Annotated in this window: 20 protein-coding genes and 2 tRNA genes; 7 read left to right on the plus strand and 15 right to left on the minus strand. The window is 70.6% G+C overall.

What is annotated here, in order from left to right; genetic code table 11:
• Positions 1-74 precede the first annotated feature (74 nt).
• Both C8E97_RS34340 and C8E97_RS34000 read right to left on the minus strand, forming a co-directional pair.
• Positions 75-218, minus strand: coding sequence for a hypothetical protein (locus C8E97_RS34340; protein WP_170211677.1), 144 nt, complete (start codon positions 216-218; stop codon positions 75-77).
• A gap of 162 nt (positions 219-380) precedes the next feature.
• Positions 381-3,350, minus strand: coding sequence for an AfsR/SARP family transcriptional regulator (locus C8E97_RS34000; protein WP_147455019.1), 2,970 nt, complete (start codon positions 3,348-3,350; stop codon positions 381-383).
• Between the two features lie 282 nt (positions 3,351-3,632).
• Here C8E97_RS34000 and C8E97_RS07395 point away from each other — a divergent pair, with 282 nt between their 5' ends.
• Both C8E97_RS07395 and C8E97_RS07400 read left to right on the plus strand, forming a co-directional pair.
• Positions 3,633-4,736, plus strand: a complete 1,104-nt coding sequence (locus C8E97_RS07395; RefSeq protein ID WP_211346935.1) for a hypothetical protein — start codon at positions 3,633-3,635, stop codon at positions 4,734-4,736.
• Positions 4,733-5,071, plus strand: coding sequence for a hypothetical protein (locus C8E97_RS07400; protein WP_121002878.1), 339 nt, complete (start codon positions 4,733-4,735; stop codon positions 5,069-5,071). The genes C8E97_RS07395 and C8E97_RS07400 overlap by 4 nt, the downstream gene beginning before the upstream one ends.
• On the opposite strand, the gene C8E97_RS07405 is transcribed toward C8E97_RS07400, so the two are convergent.
• Entirely contained in the window at positions 5,042-7,126 is a 2,085-nt protein-coding gene (locus C8E97_RS07405; RefSeq protein ID WP_121002880.1) for an ATP-binding protein, read from the minus strand. The two genes, C8E97_RS07400 and C8E97_RS07405, sit on opposite strands and share 30 nt — an antisense overlap.
• 1,199 nt (positions 7,127-8,325) lie before the next feature.
• Here C8E97_RS07405 and C8E97_RS07410 point away from each other — a divergent pair.
• The 3 genes from C8E97_RS07410 (at position 8,326) to C8E97_RS07420 (ending at position 10,736) form a co-directional block, all read left to right on the plus strand.
• The gene (locus tag C8E97_RS07410) at positions 8,326-9,123 is read left to right on the plus strand and encodes a hypothetical protein (RefSeq protein ID WP_147455020.1); all 798 of its coding nucleotides are present in this window, start codon (positions 8,326-8,328) and stop codon (positions 9,121-9,123) included.
• 540 nt (positions 9,124-9,663) lie between these two features.
• Entirely contained in the window at positions 9,664-9,858 is a 195-nt protein-coding gene (locus C8E97_RS07415; protein ID WP_121010993.1) for a helix-turn-helix domain-containing protein, read from the plus strand.
• 14 nt (positions 9,859-9,872) lie between these two features.
• Entirely contained in the window at positions 9,873-10,736 is an 864-nt protein-coding gene (locus tag C8E97_RS07420; RefSeq protein ID WP_211346937.1) for a site-specific integrase, read from the plus strand.
• 56 nt (positions 10,737-10,792) lie between these two features.
• Here the strand turns inward: C8E97_RS07420 and C8E97_RS07425 are convergent.
• Positions 10,793-10,865 (minus strand) — tRNA-Lys (locus C8E97_RS07425).
• 223 nt (positions 10,866-11,088) lie between these two features.
• Here C8E97_RS07425 and C8E97_RS07430 point away from each other — a divergent pair.
• Positions 11,089-12,285: a L,D-transpeptidase gene (locus C8E97_RS07430; RefSeq protein ID WP_121002884.1), complete on the plus strand. Its 1,197-nt coding sequence runs from the start codon at positions 11,089-11,091 to the stop codon at positions 12,283-12,285.
• Between the two features lie 5 nt (positions 12,286-12,290).
• On the opposite strand, the gene C8E97_RS07435 is transcribed toward C8E97_RS07430, so the two are convergent.
• The 4 genes from C8E97_RS07435 to C8E97_RS07450 form a co-directional block, all read right to left on the minus strand.
• Entirely contained in the window at positions 12,291-13,919 is a 1,629-nt protein-coding gene (locus C8E97_RS07435; protein WP_121002886.1) for an ABC-F family ATP-binding cassette domain-containing protein, read from the minus strand.
• 66 nt (positions 13,920-13,985) lie between these two features.
• A tRNA-His gene (locus C8E97_RS07440) sits at positions 13,986-14,061 on the minus strand.
• Positions 14,062-14,124: 63 nt separating this feature from the next.
• Complete coding sequence (gene orn, locus C8E97_RS07445) at positions 14,125-14,736, minus strand: oligoribonuclease (protein WP_121002888.1); 612 nt, start codon at positions 14,734-14,736, stop codon at positions 14,125-14,127.
• 127 nt (positions 14,737-14,863) lie between these two features.
• Entirely contained in the window at positions 14,864-16,153 is a 1,290-nt protein-coding gene (locus C8E97_RS07450) for an MFS transporter (RefSeq protein ID WP_121002890.1), read from the minus strand.
• A gap of 72 nt (positions 16,154-16,225) precedes the next feature.
• Between C8E97_RS07450 and C8E97_RS07455 the strand changes: the two genes are divergently transcribed.
• Positions 16,226-17,194, plus strand: coding sequence for a GlxA family transcriptional regulator (locus C8E97_RS07455; RefSeq protein WP_246018724.1), 969 nt, complete (start codon positions 16,226-16,228; stop codon positions 17,192-17,194).
• 21 nt (positions 17,195-17,215) lie between these two features.
• On the opposite strand, the gene C8E97_RS07460 is transcribed toward C8E97_RS07455, so the two are convergent.
• The 7 genes from C8E97_RS07460 to C8E97_RS07480 all read right to left on the minus strand — a co-directional run bounded on the left by C8E97_RS07460 (position 17,216) and on the right by C8E97_RS07480 (position 24,341).
• Entirely contained in the window at positions 17,216-18,727 is a 1,512-nt protein-coding gene (locus C8E97_RS07460; protein WP_342776197.1) for a PH domain-containing protein, read from the minus strand.
• Positions 18,724-19,215, minus strand: coding sequence for a PH domain-containing protein (locus C8E97_RS07465; RefSeq protein ID WP_246018725.1), 492 nt, complete (start codon positions 19,213-19,215; stop codon positions 18,724-18,726). The genes C8E97_RS07460 and C8E97_RS07465 overlap by 4 nt, the downstream gene beginning before the upstream one ends.
• A 60-nt stretch (positions 19,216-19,275) precedes the next feature.
• Positions 19,276-19,434, minus strand: coding sequence for a hypothetical protein (locus C8E97_RS34345; RefSeq protein ID WP_170211679.1), 159 nt, complete (start codon positions 19,432-19,434; stop codon positions 19,276-19,278).
• A 478-nt stretch (positions 19,435-19,912) separates the two neighbouring features.
• Positions 19,913-21,256, minus strand: coding sequence for a helix-turn-helix transcriptional regulator (locus C8E97_RS35835; RefSeq protein ID WP_170211681.1), 1,344 nt, complete (start codon positions 21,254-21,256; stop codon positions 19,913-19,915).
• 23 nt (positions 21,257-21,279) lie between these two features.
• Entirely contained in the window at positions 21,280-22,890 is a 1,611-nt protein-coding gene (locus tag C8E97_RS07475) for an AMP-binding protein (RefSeq protein WP_246018727.1), read from the minus strand.
• A 347-nt stretch (positions 22,891-23,237) separates the two neighbouring features.
• Positions 23,238-23,441 (minus strand): hypothetical protein, encoded by a 204-nt coding sequence (locus C8E97_RS34005; RefSeq protein ID WP_147455021.1) that lies wholly within the window; start codon positions 23,439-23,441, stop codon positions 23,238-23,240.
• Between the two features lie 429 nt (positions 23,442-23,870).
• Positions 23,871-24,341, minus strand: coding sequence for a MarR family winged helix-turn-helix transcriptional regulator (locus tag C8E97_RS07480; RefSeq protein ID WP_246018729.1), 471 nt, complete (start codon positions 24,339-24,341; stop codon positions 23,871-23,873).
• Between the last annotated feature and the right edge of the window lie 244 nt (positions 24,342-24,585).

The raw sequence follows: 24,585 nt of genomic DNA on the forward strand, positions 1-24,585 counted from the left end.
CGGCGGGCGACCGGTGGGGCGCCCGCCGCGCTCATGTCACCTGCGTTGGGGGCGTGCTGGCGCGGGGCCGCTCCTCACTGAGCCTTCATCGGCGCTCCGGCACCCACTCCGTCGAACTTGTAGATGATCATCGGCCACGCGTGGGCCGCCGGAGCCTGCAGCGCGGTGAGCACGAGAGCGAGTGCGACGGCGATGCTCGTGAGTCGAGACTTCTTCACCCCGCGATCATTCCATATCGATTCGGAATTATAGTTTCGGGGTCCGAACTTCACTTTGTGATTACGTGCGCCGAAGGTGGCAGGTGGGCTCACCGTCGGTGACTCGTCGGAGCTGGATGGTGTGATGGGTCGTCGATCATAGGATGACACGGCCTGCGGCCGTCACGTCAAGGGCACCTCCTCCGTGGAGGAATTGATCGGCCTCCTATGAAAATCGCGCGGGTTGGGTATGGGTCGTCCGGGGTGGCGCAGTTCGTCCAAGTGGTCCTGCAACGACGCGCCTTCGTTCCCGTCCAGGTCGCTCAGCAGGGCGGCGGCCTTGGTCCAATGGCGTTCCGCGGCGGCGGGGTCGCCGAGCGCCACCAACGCGTGTCCGAGCATGTGCAGGGCGCGGGCGAGGACCGCGGCGGTGCCGGCTTCCACATCCAGGGCGACGGCACGTTGTGCGCAATCGACTGTCTCTCGGAATTCACCGAGGTCGTAGTGCATCTCGGCTTCGACGGTCAACGCATCCGCCAGCGCCGACCGGTCACCGCTCGCTTGGGTCACCGCAAGCGCCGCCTTCAGCCGATCGCGCGCTTCGTCATGCCAACCGTGTTGGTGCAGAAGTCGGCTGATGTCGATGAGCGTGGTGCCCCGACCGCGGACATCACCGATGCGGTCCCAGATCGCAAGGGCGGATGTGAAGAAGTCCAAGGCCGAATCGTCACGTGCCGTGCAGCGGTGCGCGCGTCCGAGCAGCCTCAGGGTGGCTGCCTCCAACGCGGGCATGTGCAGGGTGCGGGCCGAATCCAGCGTGGCGTGGAGGTGCACGACCGCCTGGCCGACCTGGTTCTGTGCCAAGTGGACTCGGGCCAGGTTGTACACGGCGACTGCCACCACCTGTGGAAGACCGTGCTCACGAGCGGCCTCCACCGATCTCTCGAAGCACTCCGCGGCTGCACCGTACTGGCCGAGTCGGAAGTGGACGGTGCCGATGTCGTTCAACGCCCCGGCCCGGCCCTCCACACCTTGCGACACCATCGCCGCCTCCAGCGCGGCGCGTTGGCAGACCAGCAGGTCCTCGTAGTAGCCGAGCCGGTCGAAGATCTCCTGCACGTTGGCCGCCAGCCGCCAAGCGTGCTCGTGGAAGCCGTGACCGACCGCCCTCAAGATGGCCGTGACGAGGTTCGCGCGCTCTTTGGCGAACCAATCCAACGCCTTCTGATCGCTGGTGAACGGCGCGGCCGGCGGCACACCGTCCAACGGCGGCACGGGGCTCTGGTCGGGGGTCAGTCGTGCATACGCCGCCGTCGCGGTGGCCAGGTAGTGGTCGAGCAAACCGGTCAGCGCGGTCTTCCGCGTTGCCGGGGACTCCTCGTGGCGGACCAGGTCGACCGCGTAGCCGTGCATCAAGTCGTGCAGCCGGAACCGCCGTGCGGCGCCGTACTGGAGGAGGTTGGCCTTCGTCAGCGCGCTCAGGTAGCGGGTCGTGGTGCTGATGGGCTCGCCGATCAGGGCGCTCGCCGCCTCGGGGCCGAACTCGGTCGTGAAGTGCAGGCCGAGCATCCGGAACATCCGTGCGCACGCTGCCGGCAGTGAGCGGTAGGACCAGGAGAACGCCGCCGACAGGGTGGCGTGCTCATCGTCGCTGTCGTCGGACGAACCCAGGATGCCCAGACCCTCGGGACCCTTGAACTCGTCGACGAGATCCGCCAACGCGGTCTCCGGGCGCAGCGCGACGTGCTCCGCGACGATCCGCAACGCCATCGGATGGCCATCGGAGCGTTTGGCGAGCTCGTTCACTGCTTCGGGGTCCTCGTTGACCCGTTGTGCACCGATCACGTCGCACAAGAGCGATTCGGACTCGGTCGCGGACAGTTGCGGTACGTGGATCACCTGCGCGTCGTCGTGCACCGGCAGGGCGAACAGCCGGGTGCGGCTGGTGATGACGGTGAAGCACGGGGTGGTCGCGTCGAGGATGGGGCGGACCTGGTTGCTGTCGCGTGCGTTGTCGAGCAGCAGCAGCACCGCGTGTCCGTCGAGCACGCGGCGGAGGCGGGTCCGGCGTTCCTGCCCGGTGACGGGGATCGGCTCGACGTCGAGCTTCGCGAGCAGGATGCCCAGCGCGTCGTCCGGGGCCAGCGGGTTGGCGGGGCCGAAGCCCTGGAGGTCCAGCACGAGCTGGCCGTCCGGGAACCGGTCGACGCGTCGGTGCGCCCAGTGGACCGCGAGTCGCGTCTTGCCGATGCCAGGCATCCCGTGCAGCGCGATCACCTGTCCGCACACGCCTGATTCGAGCACCTCGTCCATCCGGGCCAGGAGGTCCGCCCGTCCCGCGAACTTCTTGAGGTCCCTCGGCAGGTCGCGCGGAGGCACCCGGCGCGGCGCGGGTCCGGCGGGGCCGGTGCCCGCCTGCTTGCGCAGGATGGCCAGGTAGGCCGCGCGCAGCTCCGGGCCGGGCTCCGCGCCCGTCTCCGCCATCAGGTTCGCGCAGAACCGCGTGTGGAATTCCAGTGCGCGGGAATACTTGCCCAATCCGTCGAGCGATTGGAGGTAGAGGCGCGCGAAGTTCTCGTCCAGTTCGTGCTCGCGGGTGAGCCGCCCGGCTTCACCCATCACCTCGGCGTGTTCGCGCAGTTGGAGACGACTGTCCAGCAAGGCGTGCTGGGCGGGTATTCGGTCGAACGTCTCCATCTGGTCGCGGCAATGGTCCGCCCATCTTCCGTCCAGTTCTTGGAGTGGTCGCCCCTGCCAGAGCCCGAGAGCCTCGCGGAGCAACTCCTTCGCACGCACGTGATCGTTTCGGGCGGCGGCCGACCGACCTGCTTCCGCCAATTTGCGGAAACGGTGGTAGTCGACCAGCCCGTCCGCGAGTTCCAGTCGGTACGCATCGCCTTCCTTGTGTATCCGGCCACCCGAGCCGGACTTGGTCAGCACGGCTCGCAAGCGGCTGATCAGCGGTTGGAGCTTGCCCCGCACCTCTGCGGGTGCACTGCTCCGCCACAGTTCCCGGGCGATCCGGTCCACCGGCACCGGTTCGCCCGTGTAGTACAGCAGCAATGCGAGAACGGCCCGCTGCTTGGTCGACCCGAGGTCGAAATCATTCCCGTCGATGTGTAATCTGGTCTTCCCGAGGATCTTGAATTCCACCAGCGCCTCCTTTCGCCGGCGGGCGCCGCGGAAACACAGTGTGCGGTAGTCGCGGGCGATTCCGCAGCTGTCTCGAAGGCATTGCTCCGATGTGGGGACGGCCACCCCTGCGATCGGCGGTGCAAGCGGGCTGCAAGTTCCCGGCAAACCGGCACCGGAGGCTTGTCCCCACGCAGTAGCGGGAGGGGGAACAGCATGACGAGAACCGAGTGGTTGCGGGCCCCGGTCGGGATCGACGCCCCACGGTGGGTTACCAGGGGTAGGTGCCGGCAGGTGCTCGCCGTGGTGCACACGGTCGCCAGCGGGCAGCGACTGCTGGAGGCGGTCGAGTTGATCGAATCGGATACCAGGGTGCAGGTCACGTTCAGCCAGGCCCCGGACACCTTCTCCACGGGGGTGGGAGAGTTCCTCCGGTCGACCCGCGGCATCGTGCTGTCGTGGGAGCAGGCGACGCGCGAGCGGTTCGACCTCGCGTTGGCGGCGTCATACGGTTCGCTGCACCACGTGCACGCGCCGATGCTGGTGATGCCGCACGGCGCCGGGTTCGGCAAGTCCGTGTCCGTCGCCGGACCGCCGCAGGTGTACGGACTGGACGCGCAGCGGCTGCTGCACAACGGGGAGGTGCTGGCGGCGGCGCTGGTGCTGTCGCACGAGAACCAGCGGGAAGTGTTGCGCCGGCAGTGCCCTGAGGCGTTGGACGTGGCGGTGGTGGCGGGCGATCCCTGCTACGACCGGATGGTGGTGAGCCTGCCGAGACGCGCGGACTACCGGACGGCACTGGGCGTGGGCGCGGAGGAGCGGCTGCTCGTCGTCACGTCCACGTGGGGGCTCGACTCGTTGTTCGCGCGGTTCGAGGACCTGCTGCCGCGGCTGCTCGAAGAACTCGGGACGCGGGGGTACCGGGTGGCCGCGATGCTGCACCCGGCCGCCTGGTTCGCGCACGGGCTGCGGCAGATCGGCGCGTGGCTGGCGGAGTGCGTGGACGCCGGGCTGATCGTCGTTCCGCCCGAGGTGGATTGGCGGGCGGCGGTGATCGCGGCCGACCACGTCGTCGCCGATCACGGCTCGGTCGGGGTCTACGCCGCCGCGATAGGCACACCGGTGGTGCTCGCGGATGCACCGGTGGGAGCGGTGCTCGGCGAAGGTTCGGCGCAGGACCTGCTGCGGCGGCTCGCCCCTCGGCTCAGGCACGACCGGCCGGTGGCCGATCAGCTGGCCGTCGCCGCGAGCACCGCCGGGGTGCTGGCCGAACGGGTCCGGGACTGCCTCACGTCGTGCCCGGGGCGCTCGGGAGCCGAGTTGCGACGGGCCATGTACCGGCTGCTGGGTATGCCGGAACCAGGGCGGCACCGAGCGCAGGCACCGGTCCCGGTGGTGACGCTGTGAAGGACTCGACGCTCGCCGACGTGATCGTGCGGTCCACCGCGGACGTCGAGGTGCTGCGATCCTCGCTGCGGCGCAGCCCGTACGCCGAACTCGCGGTCGGAGTGGTCGACGACGGCGTGCTGGCCGTCACGCCGGGTGGTGAGGTGGTGGCGTTCGCGGGTCCGCTGGTCGGGTGCCTCGCGTCGGAGGAGGCGTGGCGTCCGGTGGTCGGCTCGCTCTACGCCTGGCGTATCGCACGGCTCGACTTCGGGATGTTGCGTCACCACGGGCTGCCGCTGTGGTGCCGACGACACCGTGCCGAGCGGTCACCCTGTGGGCGGCTTGAGCCGCGCTGAGATCTCGATCGCCCGCCGGGAACCCAGTTTGGTCAGCAGGTCCAGGGCGTGCCGCCAGTGCTCGGCGGCACGCGCCGGATCGGTCGCCGCCTCGGCCAGCACCTCGTGGGCCTCCGCCGCGCCCCGGTCGGAACCCAGGGCCAGCATGTCCGCCAGCGCCAGTGCGCCCACGCGGGCGGCTTCCTGGGCGTTGCCGGTCGAGTGGTGGAGGCGTGCTTCCACGACCGCGACGCGCGCCCGGTTGTACGGGTCCGGCTCCGCGAGGCCGTCGAACAGCGTCGCCGCCTCGCGCAACGCCACCAGGCCCTCGGTGGCGCGCTCGGCGCGACCGAGGGCGTCACCGAGGTGGATCAAGGTGAGGCCGAGGCTGCGGTTCGCGTCGAGCTCGCGATTGATGCGCACCAGTTCTTCCAACTCCGCCAGTGCCTCGGTCAACCGCCCCTGCTGGAGTTGGAGCAGCGCCAGCATCTCACGCGCGTCGGCCGCCCCACGTCGGTCGCCTGCTCTGGTCGCGCACGCCATCGACGCCGTGAGGTGCTCCTCGGCCTCTGCCTGCCTGCCCAGCGTCGTGCACGCCATGCCCTGGCGCTTCAGCATCACCGCTTCCGCGATCGGGTCACCCCAGCGGCGGGCCGCGGCGATGCCCCAGTCGTTGATCTCCAAGCGGTCGCGGTAGTGCTTGTGGTGCAGGAGCAGCGGCCACATCACATCCGCCAGCTGCCAGGACAGGCGGTCCCAGCCGTGGCTCAGCGCGACCTTGCCGGCGGCCATCAGGTTCGCCCGTTCCGCCTCCAGCCAGGCAAGCCCCTGTATGCGGTCCAGCGTCGGCAAGTACGTCGGCTCGTTCGTGAACTCGTAGGGAAGGCGGTTGCGATGGGGCGTGACCGCGCGGTCGGCGACCTGGGCGGCGGCCAGGTACCACTCCAGCATCCGGTGCAGCGCCTCGGCGCGTTCGGTGGCGCCTGCCTGGTCGCGGGCGTGCAGACGCACGAGGTCGTGGAAGCGGTAGCGGTCCTCGCGCACTTCTTCCAGGAGGCTGCCCTGCACCAGTTCGTCGAGCACGTCCGGCGCGGCGTCATCCAGCACGGACACCGCCACCGACGGGCCGAAGTCCCGACCGGGGTGCAGGGCGAGGCGGCGGTACAGCGCGGCGGCCGTCGGGCGCAGGGCGCGGTAGGAGAGGTCGAACGTGCTGCGCACGGACAACTCGGGTGACGAGGAGAGAACCGCCAGCCGGCCGCGCTCGTCGTCCAGCTCGGCCACCACCCGCTCGACGGACCACCGCGGGCGGGTGACCAGCCGGGCGGCGGCTATCCGGAGTGCTATCGGGAGGCCGCCGCACATGGACACCAGCGTGCGGGCCGGTGCGCGTTCCCGCGTGACCCGCGTACCGCCGACCGCCAGGTCGAGCAGCCGGATGGACGACGCGACACCCAACGGGCCGATGTCGAGCAGCCGGGCACCCTCGGTGATGAGACCGGCGAGCCGACTCCGGCTGGTGACCAGGACCGCGCTCCGGTCGGAGGCCGGCAGCAAGGGGCGGACCTGGGCGGCGGAGAGGGCGTTGTCCAAGAGGACCAGGAGGGCTCGGTCGGCGGTCAACGAGCGGTACAGCGCGGCCTGCTCGACCAGCTCGGCGGGTACGCGTTCCGGCGGCACGCCCAGCCCGCGCAGGAACAGGCCGAGGGCCTCGCCGGGCAGCACCGGCTCGCCGCCGCTGAAGCCCGCGAGGTCGACGTACAGCTGGCCGTCCGGGAAGCGGCGCCCGTGCGCCCAGTGCAGCGCGAGCGCGGTCTTGCCGACCCCGCCCGGACCGCACAGGACGGCGAGCATCCGACCGTCCTGGCCGTGGATGGTGTCGAGTTCGGCTTGTTCGTCCGCACGACCGGTGAAGTGCGCCGGCGCGGCGGGCAACTGGCGCGGCACCATCGGCTGCGGCGCGTTGTGGTGGAAGTGGATGCCGCCGTGCACTTCGCCCGCTTGGACCGCACCGCCGATCACCGATCCGGTCAGGTCATTGCGCAGCCCGCCGTCCCCGCCGCTCCCGGTCGTCATGCGGTCCCCTCCCGCCGCTATACGCCAATACGACCGTACGGTACGCAGCGGCAGAGGCGGGGTGATATGCCGAAACGGTGAGTGGAAACCACCCGCACCGGGCAATGAGCGACCCGGTCGGACACGGAACGTCTGCACTCGGTTGTGGCTTTGAGGCGAATCGCGGTCACCTGTTTCGCGGCAGGTCGTGGTCCGTTCGGTCGAGAATGAGACGCGGGGATCGCGCGTAACGGCTCGGCGCTGCCGGCAGTCCTGCGGAAGGGGGTCTCGACATGCCGATTGGAATGTCCGGCAGCCGAAAGCAGTGGCACGTGCCGGGCGTGGCGCACTTACGGGCGGCGAGGGGCTCGTTCCGGTGTCGAGCCCGGTGGTAGCCGTCGCGCAGGCGGTGGTGCGGGGCCGGGGTGGCTCCCGGCACGCACCTTGTCATCATCGCGACTGCGATGCGAAATCGTCGGACGGTCGTCGATGGTGTCGGCTCGGAATTCGGTGCTGGTTCTCGTGCCGCGAACAATGGCGATCTGCCGGTCGTCTGCGGTGAGGAGTGCGTCCCATGTCGGATTCGCCGGAGTAAGGGGGCTTTCGGCATACCTGTGTCGACGAAGACGCGAACCGGGTCGGTTTCCACGTCTGACGCCACAGTCTCAAGTATCTGCCGCAAGCGCGATGGTTGGTGAGCGTTGCGGGCCACCGTCCAACGCGACTCGATTCGAGTGGCCTCGCTCACCCCACCGGCACGCCGGGGCGGTCCTCGCGCCAACGGCACGTGGTGCAGCGCGGCGGAGATGCGAAAAAACCAGGCCGGTGGAATACCGGCCTGGTTTCGGTGTGTGCGCCGCCAGGGACTCGAACCCCGAACCCGCTGATTTCGGGCGACGTCTGTCGTTGCCTAGCACTGATGGCCAACTATGGCCACTACCAGTGGTGATGCAGAACGCAACTGGCCACAGTGGACTCTTTTTTGGGGTCATTTGTGGTTGTTTTGTAGGGGGTAAGTCATGGATTTGATCATATGGCTTGGTCGAGGGGTTTGCGTGCGGCGGCGCGCTGGACGTGCGGCCTGGCGGGTTGCTACGCACGGTTGTGGAGCCTGTTCCCACAGTGCCGACACGCCGGATCTGCTGAGGGTCTGTTCGATACTTGCGGCTGCTTGTAGCCTGGGTCACATCGGTTGATGTGCGCTACCTGTAAGGGTCTAGATGAACAGCGGCGACTCCGCAGCACGACGTCTGTACACTTTGCTTTCTGAGTTGCAAGGGTACTGGGACAGTAATCACAACCTTCTAACGGCCTGGCAAGAAGCGTTCGCCGCCGTGGACGGGGATGGTGAGAAGCGTTCGATCAGCAGTATTCAGATTTCCCTCGGCAGTCTGATCGCTGATATTCAGGTCGATGCGCAGGCTTTGGACCCTAACCCGCCTGTGGCTGCTACGATGCAATACTTGAATGACTGGACTCGGGTCTGCTTCGGCAGAGGGTTCGACCCCGGCGGGACGGCGCTCGTTTCGGTCCAGCGCATACCGCAGCACGCCATAGACGGTCTGTTGCTCATCGCTTCGCTGAGTGAGGTAAATTTTAACGCAAAGAAAATTGAGTCGGATCAGCTGGAGTTGCTCGGGCGTCAGGCTGAGGAGTTGCTCAAGGAGTTGAGGGCGGATACCTTGCTGCCTGCAGAACTGCGACGAAAGCTTGTTCGTGCGGTTCTCGAAGTGGCTGATTCTATCCGCGACTATCGCATTCGGGGGAGTGCGAATCTGGAGCGGGCGGGGCAGGTTCTAGTTGGCTATATGGCCACGGGCGAAGTGGCCGTAGATGAGCCCGGTGTGGCCTCTGCTTGGAGTAAGGTTCGTAGATTCGTGCAGTATCTGGTGGCAACCCTACGATTTGGGCAGGGCTTTGCCAGTCTGATGAATGGCGAGGTTTCCGATGCGATTGAGCAGATAGAAGGTGCGTCGGACGTTTTCGAAGCTGAGATCGTTGATGACCAGCGGGAGTGAGTAGCGTTGTTCGGTGGCAATTCGGCGGAGCCGTCGCGGCAGTCGATCGCCGTGCCCAGCATTGTCGGGTCTTGGAGCGCGCGATCCATCCGAGTCGGTAGGCCGGAAGCGGTCGGGGCTGGGCTGCCCCGCTTGGTAGCGCGTCGCCGTCCCGGCCGCGTGCACCGACTCCGCGCGCGGCCGACGGGCGGAGCGAAGCGGGAGTCCGGCGTGCCGCGATGCGGGGAGTCGGTGCCAACCTGAGTCGGGATCGGCCACGCGCTACCGCAGGCGGCGCGCCTTGATCCTCTAGAGCCGAGTTCGGCAGAGCTACGTCGAACGCGGGGCGGGGTGAGGTTCGTCATGCTGGTGATGATGGCGCTCGGACGCTCCTAGGCGAACAGTTCAGCCTTGCCGGGTTTGTTGGCGTAGCCGATGACTTGAGTGGATCGCCCAACGGGTGACGTGGATAGCTGAGTACGACCGGGCGTTGCTGGTGGCTGCGGGACCGCCCGATGTTTCGGCAACTCGGCAGGCGGCTTGATCACAAGGGCGATGGACATGTCAGCGCATCGGTTCGAACCGCTCTGGTCGGTGGCTGAAGTCTCGGCTTTTCTGGGAGTTCCTGTGCACACCTTGTACGCTTGGCGGGCGAAGCACTACGGGCCGCCTGCACGGCGAGTCGGAAAGCACCTGCGTTACCTGCCGTCCGACGTGCGGGCTTGGTTCGAGCGGCTTGAGCCGGAGGTGGCGTGATGGGGCGCCCACCTTTGTCGATCGGCACCTACGGCAAGATCCGCTGTTACGAGACTTCCACGGGGTGGCGGGCGACCACGTACTTCTGTGACTTCGACGGCAGGACGCGGCCGGTCGAGCGCACGGGGAAGACGAAGGCGGCTGCTGAGCGGAACCTCAAGGCGGTGCTCACGGAGCGGTCCAAGCCGTCCGGTGGGCAGCTCACGGCGGACACGCGGGTGAAGGTCGTCGCTGAGCTGTGGTTCACGGAGTTCGAGAAGGCGGTTCGGAAGGGCCTGCCGGACCTGTCGCGGTTCATGATGGCGACCGGGGTTCGGATCGGTGAGGCGCTGGGCGTCTGGTGGGAGGACGTCGACCTGGACGCCGGGGTGGTGGCGGTGGACTACATCGTTATCCGGATCTTGGGCGTCGGGCTGACCCGGAAGTCCACCAAGACGGAGGCGGGGAGCGGACGTACCGCTGCCGTCGTGGGCGTTGCAGATGCTGAAGTGACGGTTCGCGGCGACCGGCTATGCGGAGGGACCGGTGCGCTGGGTGGTTTGCGTGATCCGGCTAACGCTCGTCTGGACCTGCGCGGCGCTCGGAGACGTGACGAGTTCGCCTGGGTGACGTCACACGTGTTCCGGAAGACGGCGGCGACGATCCTGGACGAGGCCAACTTGACGGCCCGGCTCATCGCCGACCAGCTCGGCCACTCTCGGCCCTCGATGACGCAGGGCCTCTACCTGGGGCGGAAGGCGGTGGACCCGCGCACGGCTGAGGCGTTGAATCGGCGTTCGGCGGCGAGGAACAAGCCGGGGAATCCCCTCCGGACGAGGAGGCACCGCCAGCTACCTGAGCGGTCCCGGTTAGGGAGTCAAGGCATAAACCACGGGTAAGTCATGGGAGCGACCTGGGAAGCAAAAAGGCCCCGGTCTGTGACCTGGGCCTTTTGTGCGCCGCCAGGGACTCGAACCCCGAACCCGCTGATTAAGAGTCAGCTGCTCTGCCAGTTGAGCTAGCGGCGCTTGCGGACTGTCTTGCTCCGTCCGACGTGGAGAACATTAGCACAGCGTCCTACTCGGCTCCCAATCGCCTGGTCAGGGCTGGTGCGCGACGCTGTCCCAGGGGGAACTTCGCGTCCGTAACGATCCGGCATCCCGCGCAACATCGTCAACCCTTCGGGCGTCACCTTGTAGTGGGACCACCAAAGGTGTTTTGGGGTCTGCGGGACGTGAAGCGGAGGCGGGGATGTCGGTCAGCCGGGGGGCGCGGAGAGCGCTGGGTGTCGTCGCGATCGGGTTGGTCGTGGCGTTGGTCACGAGTTGTTCGTCGGGCGCGGCGGCCGGCGGTGGGCCCGCGGCCGGTCCCACGCCCACCTCCTCCACGCCGCCGCCCAAGCCCGTGACGTTGACCACGGGTCCCGCCGACCAGGCCGCGGACGTCCAGCCGGGGCTCCCGGTGGTCGCCACCGCCACCGACGGCAAGATCACCGAAGCGGCCCTGACCAACCCCGAGGGCAAGCTCGTCGCCGGCCAGGTGTCGCCCGACGGCCTCCAGTGGACCAACACCGAGCCCCTCGGCTACGACAAGACCTACACGCTGACCGTCACGGCCCAGGGCGCGGACGGCAAGCCCGCCACCCGGACGTCGACCTTCACCACGGTGAAGCCGCGCACGCTGACGTTCCTCTCGGTCAACCCCCTGGACGGCACGACGGTGGGCGTCGGGCAGCCGCTGGCCTTCTACTTCGACGAGCCGATCGCCGACAAGGCCGCCGCCGAGGCGATGATCTCCATCACCACCGAGCCCAAGGTCGAGGGCGCCTTCTACTGGTTCAACGAGAAGGAGGTGCACTGGCGCCCGCAGCACTACTGGGCGACCGGCACCAAGATCACCATCGACGCCAAGATCTACGGCAAGCACCTCGGCAACGGCATCTACGGCGAGAAGGACCGCCTGATCACGACCACCATCGGCGACGCGGTCATCCACGAGGCCGACGGCGGCACGCACCAGGTCGTCACCAAGATCAACGGTCAGGTCGCCCGCACGATGCCGACCTCGATGGGCAACGCCGCGAACCCGACCCCGGTCGGCACCTACGTGTTGACGGAGAAGCACGACCACATGGTCATGGACTCCCGCACGTACGGCCTGGCGCTCGACGCCGGCGGCTACGTCACCCCCGTCGACTGGGCCACGCGCATGTCCAACAGCGGCATCTTCTTCCACAGCGCCCCGTGGTCGGTGGGCGACCAGGGGCAGCGCAACGTCAGCCACGGCTGCCTGAACCTCTCGCCGGAGAACGCGAAGTGGGTCTTCGACCTCTCCAAGCCGGGTGACATCGTGGTGGTCACCAACTCCGGCGGCCCGGCCCTGGAGGCGTGGGACGGCTTCGGCGACTGGCAGGTGCCGTGGGAGCAGTGGGTCACGGGCAACCGCTGACCCCTTCAGAGGTCCCGGACGCGACCCGCCGCCACCTCCAGGCGGCGGGTCGTGCGCACGGTGTCGAGCATCCGCCGGTCGTGGGTGACCAGGAGCAGGGTGCCGGGGTAGGAGTCCAGGGCGGACTCCAGCTGCTCGATCGCGGGCAGGTCCAGGTGGTTCGTGGGCTCGTCGAGCACCAGCAGGTTGACGCCCTTCGCCTGGAGCAGCGCCAGCGCCGCGCGGGTGCGCTCACCCGGTGACAGGGACGCCGCCGGGCGCAGCACGTGGGCCGCCTTGAGGCCGAACTTGGCCAGCAGCGTGCGCACCTCGGCCGGCGGCAGGTCGGGCACCGCCGCGCCGAACGCGTCCACCAGCGGCTCGTCGCCGAGGAACAGGCCGCGCGCCTGGTCGACCTCGCCCACGACGACGCCCGGTCCGAGCGAGGACGTGCCCGAGACCGGCGGCACCCGCCCGAGCAGCGCCGCGAGCAGGGTGGACTTGCCCGCGCCGTTCGCGCCCGTGATGGCCACGCGGTCCGCCCAGTCGACCTGGAGGTCCACCGGGCCCAGGGTGAACGCGCCCCGCCGCACGACGGCGTCGCGCAGCACCGCCACGACCGCGCCCGCCCGGGGCGCCGCCGCGATCTCCATGCGCAGCTCCCACTCCTTGCGCGGTTCCTCGACCACGTCGAGGCGCTCGATGAGGCGGTCGGTCTGCCGCGCCTTCGCCGCCTGCTTCTCGGTCGCCTCCGCGCGGAACTTGCGGCCGGACTTGTCGTTGTCCGGCGACTTGCGCCGGGCGTTCTTCACGCCCTTCTCCATCCACGCCCGCTGCGTCCGGGCGCGCTCCTCCAGCGCCGCGCGGGTGCTCGCGTACTCCTCGTAGCTCTCCCGCGCGTGGCGGCGGGCGATCTCGCGCTCCTCCAGGTACGACTCGTAACCGCCGCCGTAGGAGCGCACCTGCTGCTGCGCGAGGTCCAGCTCCACGACACGGGTCACGGTGCGGGCGAGGAACTCGCGGTCGTGGGAGACCAGGACCGCGCCGGCGCGCAGCCCGGTCACGAACGCCTCCAGCCGCGCCAGGCCGTCCAGGTCGAGGTCGTTGGTCGGCTCGTCGAGCAGGAACACGTCGTAGCGGCTCAGCAGCAGCGACGCCATGCCCGCGCGGGCCGCCTGGCCCCCGGACAGGGACGTCATGGGCTGGTCCAGGTCGACGGTGAGCCCCAGGTCGGCGGCCACCTCCTCGGCGCGTTCGGGCAGGTCCGCGCCGCCCAGCGCCAGCCAGCGCTCCAACGCCTCGGCGTAGCCGTCGTCCGCGCCCGCGGTCAACGCCTCGGTGGCCCGGTCGAGCTCGGCCTGCGCCGCCGCCACGCCGGTCCGCCGGGCGAGGAAGTCGCGCACGGTCTCGCCGGGGCGGCGCTCCGGCTCCTGCGGCAGGTGCCCGACGGTCGCGGTCACGGGGGAGAGGCGGATCACACCGCGCTCGGCCGGGAGGAGGCCCGCGAGGGTCCGCAGCAGGGTGGACTTGCCCGCGCCGTTGGCGCCGACCAGGCCCACGACGTCACCGGGCGCGACCACCAGGTCGAGCCCGGAGAACAGGACGCGGTCACCGTGCCCGGCCGCCAGGTCCTTCGCGACGAGTGTGGCGCTCACGGCAGCAGAAACTCCCCGTAGTCACGGAAAACGCCCCCTGACCGGGTGGCCAGGGGGCGTTTCGCTTGGGGTGAGTGACGGGACTTGAACCCGCGACACCTGGGATCACAACCCAGTGCTCTGCCAGCTGAGCTACACCCACCAAGACCGGTCGACCCGGCGGCATGAAGCATACCTTGCCCTACCGCCGGGTCTGAAATCGACCCTATTCCTCCCGGTCGGCGGCCAGCAGCTCGCTCGCCACGGCCTGCGCCTGCTCCGAGGTGGGCCCCGGCTGGGGCACGAACGCCGTGCGCCGGTAGTAGGCCAGCTCGCGGATGGACTCGCGGACGTCGGCCAGCGCCCGGTGGGCGAGCCCCTTCTCCGGCTGCGCGAAGTAGATGCGGGGGTACCACCGGCGGCACAGCTCCTTGATCGACGACACGTCGACCATCCGGTAGTGCAGGTGGGCGTCCAGCTCCGGCATGTCGCGGGCGATGAAACCCCGGTCGGTGGCGATCGAGTTGCCCGCCAGCGGAGCGGTGCGCGGGTCCGGCACCCACTGCTTGACGTAGGCGAGCACGAGGGCCTCGGCCTCGGCGAGCGTGGTGGTGGACCGGCGGACCGCCTCGGTCAGGCCGGATTTGGCGTGCATCGCCGTCACGACGTCCGGCATCGAGCCGAGCGCCCGCTCGTCGGCGTGGATCACCACGTCGACCCCCTCGCCGAGCACGTTCAGCTCCGCGTCGGTCACCAGCGCCGCGATCTCGATCAGGGCGTCCTTGCCGAGGTCGAGCCCGGTCATCTCGCAGTCGATCCACACCAAACGATCCATCACCGGAACCAGCCTAGTCGTCGGGTGGTCGGACCGGGTCGCCGCTGCCGGGCACCGGCGCGCGCCGATCCGGGCGGCCGGGCGCGGTCCCTTGTGGACCGGGTGCCCGGCCGCGCGGTCGCACCCGCGGTCAGCCGCCGGCGCGCTGGGCCGCGAGGTCGCCCGTCGGGTCCCCTGGACCGCCCGGACGCGCCTTCGACCCGCGGACGCGCATGGACAGCACCGCGGCCGTGATGCTCAACCCGCCCGCCACGTACCAGGCGGGCGCGTAGTTGCCGAAGTGGTCGCGGGCCAGCCCCGCCGCCGTGGCCGCGAACGCCGCGCCGAGCTGGTGCGCGGCGAACACCCACCCGAAGACGACGGCGGCGGACACCCCGAAGAACTCGCGGCACAGGGCGACCGTCGGCGGGACCGTGGCGACCCAGTCCAGGCCGTAGAAGATGACGAACACCAGCATGCTCGGGTGCACCGAGTCGCCGAACAGCTGCGGCAGCACCAGCAGCGAACCGCCGCGCAGCGCGTAGTAGGCGCCCAGCAGGACGCGCGAGTCGACGCGGTCGGTGAGCCAGCCGGACAGGATGGTGCCGACGATGTCGAAGATCCCGACCAGGGCGAGCAGGTTCGCCGCCGTGGTGGTGGGCATCCCGTGGTCGTGGGCGGCGGGGATGAAGTGCGTGCCGACGAGGCCGTTCGTGGTCGCGCCGCAGATCGCGAAACCGCCCGCCAGGTACCAGAACTGACGGGTGCGCGCGGCGGCGCCGAGCGCCGTGACGGCGCGCTTGGCCGCGCCGCCGGTGGCGGTCGGCCGGGGCACGACCGCGTCGCCGCCGTAGGGCGGTACGCCCAGGTCGGCCGGGTACTCGCGGAGGAACAGCAGGACCAGCGGCACGACCGCCAGCGCCGCGACCGTCACCAGGACCGACGCCGAGCGCCAACCCGACGACTCCGCCAGCGCCGCCACGACCGGCAGGAACACGAGCTGACCGGTCGCGCCGCCCGCCGTGAGCACACCGGTCACCAGGCCCCGGTGCCGGACGAACCACCGGCCGGTGATGGTGGCCACGAAGGCCAGCGCCATCGAGCCGGTGCCCAGGCCCACCAGGACGCCCCAGAGCAGCACCAGCTGCCAGCTGGTGGTCATGAACACCGTGAGGCCGCTGCCGATCGCGACCAGCGTCAGCGCGCACGCCACGACCCTGCGCACGCCGAACCGCTCCATCAGGGCCGCCGCGAACGGCGCGGTCACCCCGAACAGCATCAGGTTCACCGACACCGCGAACCCGATGGTGGCGGTGGACCAGCCGAACTCCTCCTGGAGGGGCTCGATCAGCGCGCCGGGCGTCGCGCGGAACGCGGCGGCGCCGATGAGCGCGATGAAGCTCACGCCCGCGACCGCCCATGCCCAATTGCTTCGAGTCACGAGGAGGAAGCGTGCGCGATCTTCCGCCGTCGGACCAGTGGCTCGATGGTCATCATGTGCAAGAATCGGGCCATGACCCACCTCGTGGCCCTCCTCGCCCTGGACGAGGTGGTCGTCTTCGACCTCGGCACACCGCCGCAGATCTTCAGCGCCGCCCGCGACGAGGACGACGCGCGCCTCTACGAGGTGCGGGTCTGCACGCCGGGCGCGCGTGCCGTGCGCAGCGCCGCCGGGTACACCATCACCCCGGACCACGGCCTGGAGCTGCTGGCGGAGGCGGGCACCGTGATCGTCGCCGGCGTGCACTACGGCGCGCGGGTGCTGCTCGACGGCGCCGTCGAGGACGGGGTGCGGGACGCGCTGCGGGCGGCGGCGGACCGGGGCGCGCGGGTGATGTCGATCTGCACCGGGGCGTTCGTGCTGGCGGCGGTCGGCTTGCTGGACGGTCGCCGGGCGACCACGCACTGGCTGCACGCCGACAACTTCCGGCGGCTGTTCCCGCACGTCGACCTCGACCCGGACGTGCTGTTCGTCGACGAGGGCGACGTGCTCACCTCGGCGGGCGTCGGCGCGGGCATCGACCTGTGCCTGCACGTCGTGCGCAACGACCACGGCAGCGAGGTCGCGAACCGCGCCGCCCGGCGCTGCGTCGTGCCACCGTGGCGGCCCGGCGGCCAGTCGCAGTACATCGTCCGCCCGGTACCGGCGGAGGCGGACACGTCCACCGCCGCCGCCCGCGCGTACGCGTTGGAGCACCTGCACGAGCCGCTGGAGCTGCGGGCGCTGGCCGGGCACGCCCGGATGAGCGTGCGGACGTTCACCCGGCGGTTCCGCGAGGAGACCGGGCTGAGCCCCGGCAAGTGGATCACCCAGCAGCGGGTCGAGCGGGCGCGGCACCTGCTGGAGACCACGGACCTGGCCGTCGACCAGGTGGCGCGGCACGCCGGGTTCGGCACCGGCGCGGCGCTGCGGCAGCAGATGAGCGCGCTGCTGGGTGTGGCGCCCAGCGTGTACCGGACGACGTTCCGCTCGGCGGTCTAGGAGGACCTACGCCCGGCCGCGTCAGCGCCGTTCCAGGAAGGGGCGCACCAGGTCGGGCACGGCGTCGTCGGCCAGCGCCAGCCCGTCGCCCTCCGCCACGTCCACCACGTGGTACGCGCCGTCGCCCGCGGCGGTCGTCGCGGTCATGGTCACCAGGCCCGAGCGGCGCTGGAAGAACGACCGCGAGACGCGCCAGCCGATGATGCCGGTGCGTTGCAGCGCAACGGTTTCCCGCACCACCGAGCCCTGCCGCGCGACCAGGTGGCGACCGGTCAGCGCGTGGCCGAGGGAGCGGTAGCGGTCCCACCCCAGCAGCGCCGCGAGCGGCAGCAGCGCCAGTGACACCTGCCAGGTCCAGCTCGGCGCGAACCACGCCAGGACACCGGTCAGCACCAGCACCGGCACGATCGCGCGCACCAGCCGCCTGCGCAGCGCGGCGACCGGGTGCCTGCGCAGCGGTGCCGTCGTCGGCGCGGTGTCCTGCCGCAGCACCGCGGCGGACACGCGGTGCGCCTCGGCGATCGGCGCGGGCGGCAACAGCAGGTTGCTCTCGCCCTTGCGGCCAAGGCCCGTCGTCACGGTCTTCGCGTGCGCGCCGCGACCCGCACGCAGCAGCAGGGGTTCCGCCACCTCCACACCGCGCAGCCGTTGCTCCGCAACGGAAACCGAGCGGGTCGTCAACAGGCCGCGGCGCACGCGGACCGTGTCGTCAGGCTCGCGGGTCAGCCGGTAGCCCCAGAACTGCACCACGTAGACCAGCACCGAACCGAGCCCCGCGACCACCAGCACGACGCCCGCGAACAGCGACAGGGTAAGCCAGAGCGGCTGCTCCACGACCCAGTGCGCGGCCTCCTCCAGTGGGCCGAAGACCTCCAGTTCCAGCTCGCGCGCGTAATTCCCCAGCAGGCCGGCCATCGCGCCCACCGCCACCAGGCCGGACAGCGTCAGCGGCGCGTACCGCAGCCACCGGGTGTCCCACTCGGACAGCACGACCCCGGCGCGCTCCTCCCGCTCCGCCGCCTGCTCCGCGGCGCCCGCCGGCGCGGCCTGCGTCAGCAGCAGCACCCGCAGCCGCTCCGCCTCGGCCGACGACACGGCGTCCAGCGTCAGCCCGTCCTCGTCCGACTGGTCGTGCCTGCCCGTGCCCACCCGGATCGCGGACAGGCCGAACAGCCGGTGCCCGAGCTTCGCCGTCAGGTCGACGGTCCGGATGCGCTCGCGCGGCACCGCCAGGCGCTTGCGCACGAACAGGCCCGTGTGCAGCTCGACCTGCTCGGTGGTGATCCGGTAGCGCGTGGTCACCCAGCGCAGCAGGCCGAACAGCACGATCGCGACGATCACGCCGACGCTGAGCAGGATGCGCCACGTCTCGCCCTTGCCGAGCACCAGCAGGCCGATGAACACCGGCACCAGGCCGAGGACCTCGTTGAGCGGGCGCACGATCAGCATCCGCGCGTCCAGCCGGTGCCAGTCGACGACCGGCTCGGCGTACTCGGGCGCGGCGGGCAGCTCCGGCGACAGGTCGTGGGTCACGTCGCGTCACCCGGCGTGGCCTGCGTCGTGGTGGTCAGCTCGTCGGCCAGCCGCACCGCCTCGTCCTGGTCCAGGCCCTCGATGAGCACCGGGCCCGCCGCCGACGCCGTGGTGACCGTCACCGTCGACAGGCCCAGCAGCTGTTGCAGCGGACCGCGCTTGGTGTCCACGGTCTGGATGCGCGACACCGGTGCGATGCGCCACTCCTGGTTCAGCCAGCCCGCCAGCGTGTACACGGCGTCCGGGGTGGCTTCCCACCGGTGCACCCGGTAGCGCCAGCGCGGCATGACCAGGGTGTGCGCGGTGCCCGCGGCGAGGGTCGCCACGACCAGGCCGACCTGCCACGGCGTGCGGTTGAACACCAGTACCACCAGTTGCGGCGCCAGCAGCACCGCCCACCCGATCACGGCGTGCAGGGTCCAGAGGGTCACGGCCTTGCGGCTCACCCGGTGTCTCGGCGCACGCAGGCGCAACTGGTCGGTGCTCACGCCGTCCACAATGCCCCAAGGCCGGGTCCGCGGTGACACGAACCCGGCCTCGGCGGTGGTCTACGGGTGGACGTACGGTGGCGTGAATATCTCCTTGGCGGAGACCCCACCGGGGGCGTCGGCGCTCGCGGGCGCGGCCAGGACGGCGCCGAGACCGGCGCCGAGACCGGCGCAGAGGGCCGCCACGGCGAAGATCCTGCGGATCGCGTTCACAACCATCGTCAAGCTCCGTTTCGATTGGTAGCGGCGTGGGCGGTGGGCGACGACCGTGGTCGCCTGCGCGGTCGGCGGGCCCGCGCGGGGTTCGGCGCTCGGCACGCCGGCGGCGCGGCGGACCGCCGACCCGTCCCGCGGCGTAGACCGGTCCGCGGGGCACGGTGGTGTGAACCCGCTCCGCGCCCGGCCGCGGCGCGCGGCGGTCGGGCGCGGTCCTCGGGACCCGCGTCGCCGCGCGGGCCCGGCGGTGCCCGCGCGTTGCGCCGATCGCTCGTGCCCGTGCCCTCCGTTCACCCGCATCGCACTACCGCCGCTCGCCAGGGGACGCAGGGAGGAGCGTCCGAGCGGAGCATGGCACAGAGGTGTCATCCGGCTCATCACCCAGTTCTGTCGCAGCAGGATGGGTAAAACCCCCAAGCGGGGCGCTCCGGTTGTCGTGAACATCCCACCATTGCCGGCAACGAGCGGAACGGCTTCGCGGTTACCCCGCGAAGCCGCCGTCCCACCCTCCGGACTCGTCGACGAGGTCCATCCACCAGACGGCCGCGCCCGCCCGGTCCCGGACGCCCAACGTCCGGTAGATCCGCTGGAGGTGGTTCTGCACCGTTTTGGGCGAGAGGCCCAGTTCCTCCGCGATGGCGCCGGTGCTCGCGCCGCCCGCGATCCGCCGCAGGACCTCGATGCCGCGCTTGGTCAAGCCCGCCGCCAGCGCCCGCGCGATCCGCCGGTTGACCTGCTCGGCGGTCGAGGTGGCGCGCAGCGGCTCCGGGCGGCGCACGCGCACGACGGTGTTCTCCCGGCGCGGCTCGAACCGGTGGTGCGCCAGCTGTTCCACGAGCCGCGCGGACAGGTCGTGCTCGCGCATCCGCAGCAGGTCGCGGCCTTCCTGGAGTTCCCACAGCCGGTACTGCTCCAGCTGCGCGCGGGCGTGCCGCAGCGCCGGTTCCAGCCGCCCGGCCCGCTCGTGCGCGACGCTCAGCGCGCCGTGCGCCCGCACGGCGACCTCCCGCGCCAGGCAACCCATCGCCAGCTCGGCGGCCTGCGTGAGCTGCCGCACCTGGTCGTCGAACCGGCCGCGCGCGCCGTTCACGCGGGCCCGCGCCATGAGCAGCTCGGCCCGCAGCACCGGCCGGTCCCGGCCGGCCAGCAGCTGGTCGGCCCGCTGGCACGAGCGCAGCGCGCGGTCCAACTCGCCGAGGTCCAGCCGCACGTGCGCGAGCAGGAGGTTCAACCGGGCCAGCCGGACCGGCTCGTCGAGGCTCTTCCACTTGTCGCGCACCTGCGCGCACAGCGCTTCCGCCCGCCGGAGCTTGCGCAGGCACGGCTCGCCGTCCGGGCTGCACCGCGTCGCGGCCGACCGGATCATGCAGTGCTCGTGGTACTGCGTGCGCATGAGGTTGGCCTGCTCGAACAGGATCGAGCCGATCAGCTCGTGGTCGCCGGTCAGCTCGGCCAGCCCGAGCGCGCGCGACAGCGAGTGCAGCGACCGCTCCCGCGAGTCCAGCCGCAGCTCCACCACGGCCTGCGAGAAGCTGCACCACGCCTGGAGCAGCACGTGCCGGTTCGCGGAGGCGATCTGCTGCACGCGGTCGATGGTGTCCAGCGCGCCGGGCAGCAACCCGCGCTTGCCCAGCGCCACGGACTGGGCCAGCACGCTCTGCGCCACGCCTTCCGCGTCGTCCAGCCAGGAGAACGCCGCGACGGCCTTCTCGGCGAACTCCAGCGCGTCACCGGGGCGGCCCTCGTCCAGTGCCATCCGCGCCTCACGCAGGTTCGTGACCGCGTTGGCGCGTGGATCGGCCGTTCGCTGCACGGGAATGGTCATCAGCCCCCCGACGCGAAGGATACTCACCGCAGTTCCCGTTTGAGGACCTTTCCCGTGGCATTGCGCGGCAAGGCGTCGAGGAACACCACCTCGCGCGGCACGGCGAACCTCGCCAGGTTCCGCCGGACGTGGTCGAGCACGGCGCCCTCGTCCAGCGCGCCGGGCTCCTCGGGCACCACGTAGGCGACCAACCGCCGGCCGAACCGCTCGTCCGGCACGCCCACCACGGCCACCTCCCGCACCCCGGCGAGACCCGCCAGCAGGTCCTCGACCTCGCGCGGGTGGACGTTCTCGCCGCCCGACACGACCATCTCGTCGTCCCGCCCGACGACGAACAGCAGCCCGTCGGCGTCCCGGTACCCCACGTCGCCGGTCGACATCAGCCCGTCGACGACCTCCTTGCCGCCGCCGTCGGTGTAGCCGTCGAACAGCATGTCGTTCGCGACGAAGATCCGACCCGGCACACCCGCCGGCACCGGACGCCCACGCTCGTCCAGGATCGCGACCCGCGTGCCGCGCGGCGGCGTCCCGGCGGTGCCCGGGTGGCGGGCCAACTCGTCCGGCCCGGCGACGCTGACCCACGAGACCTCGGTCGAGCCGTAGAGGTTGTGCAGCACGGGCCCGAACTCCTCGAAGCAGCGCCGCACCACCGGGACCGGCAGCGCCGAACCACTGGAAGCGATCACCCTCAGATCGGGCAGCGCCACCCGGCCGCCCACCTCCAACACCCGTTGCAGCATCACGGGAACCACGAACAACGCCGCGCTGCGGTGCCGCGCCGCGTCGGCCACCACCGCGGCGGGGTCGAACTCGCGCCGCAGCACGAACGTGGCGCCCAGCACCAGGCCGAGCTGGAGCGCGGCCAGGCCCCACGTGTGGAACAGCGGAGCGGGCACCGACAACCGGTCACCGGCGCGCAGCGGTATCCGCGACAACAACGCCGCCGCCGGCGCGAGACCGGTCGGCTCGGGCCGGCGCGCGCCCTTGGGCGCACCGGTGGTCCCCGACGTGAGCACGATCATCCGTCCGCGCGGCGGCCGTCCGGGCAGCGGCGTGGCGGGCGCGGCGGCGATCAGCCCCTCCAGCGTCCGGCTCCTGGTCGTGCCGTCCAGCCACGCCACGACGCGCCGCACCTTGCGCGGCGCGCGCACCAGCAGGTGGCGGAACTCCGCGTCCGCGACGACGACCGAGACGTCCTGCTCGCGCAGCACAACCCCGACCTGCACCGCGCTCAGCCCCGTGTTGAGCAGCACCGCGTGCGCCCCGATCTTCACGCACGCGGTGACGGTCTCCACGAATCCACGGTGGTTGCGGCACAACACGGCCACCTTCCCACCCGCGCCGACACCGAGGTCCAGCAGCGCGTGTGCGAGCCGCGTGGTCCGCTCGTCGACCTCCCGGTAGGTGGTCGTGCCGGAGTCGTCGACGATCGCCGGCCGATCCGGGTGCCGCACCGCACCGACCGCGAACCCCAACGCGACCGTGACACCCCACCTGAGATACGCGTCCAGCACACCGAACAACCGACTCGGCCTCATCGGCCGTACAACGCCGGCCCCGACCAACACCACCACCGCGCGCAACGCGCCAACCAGCGACCGCCCGCTGAAACCCGCCGCGAAGTAGGTACCCACACCCCGATACTGACACTACCTACCCACGAGTAGGAAGAGGTACCGCGCCCAAGCCACGCGCCCGGCGCACACCTGACCCGAGCGTGTCATCCCCGTATGGCCTGCCCGCAGGGGACCACGCTTGTCATGGCAGGTCAAGCACGCCCTTCGCTTGACCTGCCATGACAAGCGTGGTGGTCTTTGACCAGGCCATACGGGGATGACACGCTCAGCACTGCTTCAAGCGAAGCTTGGAGCAGTGCCCCATCCTCGGTGGCCGGCCCGTCCGGCGAGGACGCTTTTCACGCTTTTGATCTTCGACCCGACCCCGCACCGCACCACTCCGCCACCCCGGGGGCGGCGGAAGATCAGCTCTCCGGCACGCCGGAAGCGTCCACCACCGCGTCCCGCAGAGCCGCCCGCAGCCGCCCCACCTCCAGCGGCGTCAACACGGCGGCCTCACCCGGCGGCACGGTCACCACGACGTGCCCCTGGCTGACGAAGACCGTCATGTCCCGGCGACGGGACGCGATGTCGCGGCAGGAGACCTGCCACTCCTTGCCTGTACCCACGGCCCCGAACCTCCAACTGTCTCGTCACGGGTGCTCGGACCAATCCGGGCGCTCGCGGGATGAGACGCACGCGGGTTGGTGCCATGACGGGGAAATCCCGACGGCGACCGTGCCGAGCTGCCGACAGCGTCGCATGCAGTCACCACTTCAGTCACCTGTGCGGGTGAAAAATGGCTGAACCGCAACGGATCGTGATAATCGGATCGCACCTTGCCGGGCCTCCGCCGGCGGCTGCGTTGGGTGTGCACAAGCCCGATATCTGCGGAACCACTGAGCTGAGACTCGGTGTCGAGGTCGTCGAAGTCCTCGAAATGCGCACCAACGAGCGAATGGTCGTCGCCTCGGACGGCGCAACGCATTCGTACGATCGGTTGGTTCTCGCGACCGGCCTGACGCGACCCGCACGCACGCGACCCGCAGGCACGCCACCTACAGGCAGGAGCCGCTGCCCGGCCGGTGGTCGGCCACGATCAGCCGCTCCAGCAGCGCCCGCAGGCAGTGCGCCTCGGCCGGCTCCAAGCCGGCGGTGAAGTCGTTCTCCACCTCGACCTGGAGCTCCTCCACCTCGGCCTGGACGGTGCGCCCCCGCTCGGTGATCACGGGCACGCGCACGCGCCGGTCGGTGGGGTCGGGCTCGCGCACGACCAACCCGGCCCGCTCCAGCCGGTCCAGCTCGGCCGTCAGCGTCGTCTTGTCCAGCCCCAGCGCCTGGCCGAGGGCGAGCTGGGTGCGCCGGTACTCCTCGCTGGCCAGCGCCGAGAGCACGAGCTGGCCGCGGGTGGTGATGCCGTGGCGCGCCGCCGCGTCCTGCGCGACCGAACCGAGCTTGTGCGCCGCGCGGTGCAGCAGCCAGTTCAAGCCGGCCCGGCTGACGCAGCCGGGATCGACGGGCGCGTTCATGGCGCCGATCATACGCCCCCACCGGTAACTTCTCGCCGGAGAATATCTTGACCCGGAACGCTAAGACCAATACCTTCCGATTCAAGAACATCCGGAAGGGGAACAGTGCTGCTCCTCGCGGACCGGGAGGACCGGCATTGGTGCACTCGCCCACCAGCGCGTGACGGGCTCCACCCCGGAGGCCCTCGGAGGCCCCGCCCCCGCGCGGTGCGCGGAGCACCCGCCCACGGCCGCTAACCTGTCG

The organism is Saccharothrix australiensis, assembly GCF_003634935.1.
Lineage (GTDB): Bacteria > Actinomycetota > Actinomycetes > Mycobacteriales > Pseudonocardiaceae > Actinosynnema > Actinosynnema australiense.

Bases quoted from the DNA above. Each gene is read 5' to 3' on its own strand.
- C8E97_RS07405 (WP_121002880.1), bottom strand. From the start codon at position 7,126: ATGACGACCGGGAGCGGCGGGGACGGCGGGCTGCGCAATGACCTGACC.
- C8E97_RS07410 (WP_147455020.1), top strand. From the start codon at position 8,326: ATGAACAGCGGCGACTCCGCAGCACGACGTCTGTACACTTTGCTTTCT.
- C8E97_RS07415 (WP_121010993.1), top strand. From the start codon at position 9,664: ATGTCAGCGCATCGGTTCGAACCGCTCTGGTCGGTGGCTGAAGTCTCG.
- C8E97_RS07430 (WP_121002884.1), top strand. From the start codon at position 11,089: ATGTCGGTCAGCCGGGGGGCGCGGAGAGCGCTGGGTGTCGTCGCGATC.
- C8E97_RS07455 (WP_246018724.1), top strand. From the start codon at position 16,226: ATGACCCACCTCGTGGCCCTCCTCGCCCTGGACGAGGTGGTCGTCTTC.
- C8E97_RS34345 (WP_170211679.1), bottom strand. From the start codon at position 19,434: ATGGTTGTGAACGCGATCCGCAGGATCTTCGCCGTGGCGGCCCTCTGC.
- C8E97_RS35835 (WP_170211681.1), bottom strand. From the start codon at position 21,256: ATGACCATTCCCGTGCAGCGAACGGCCGATCCACGCGCCAACGCGGTC.
- C8E97_RS07480 (WP_246018729.1), bottom strand. From the start codon at position 24,341: ATGAACGCGCCCGTCGATCCCGGCTGCGTCAGCCGGGCCGGCTTGAAC.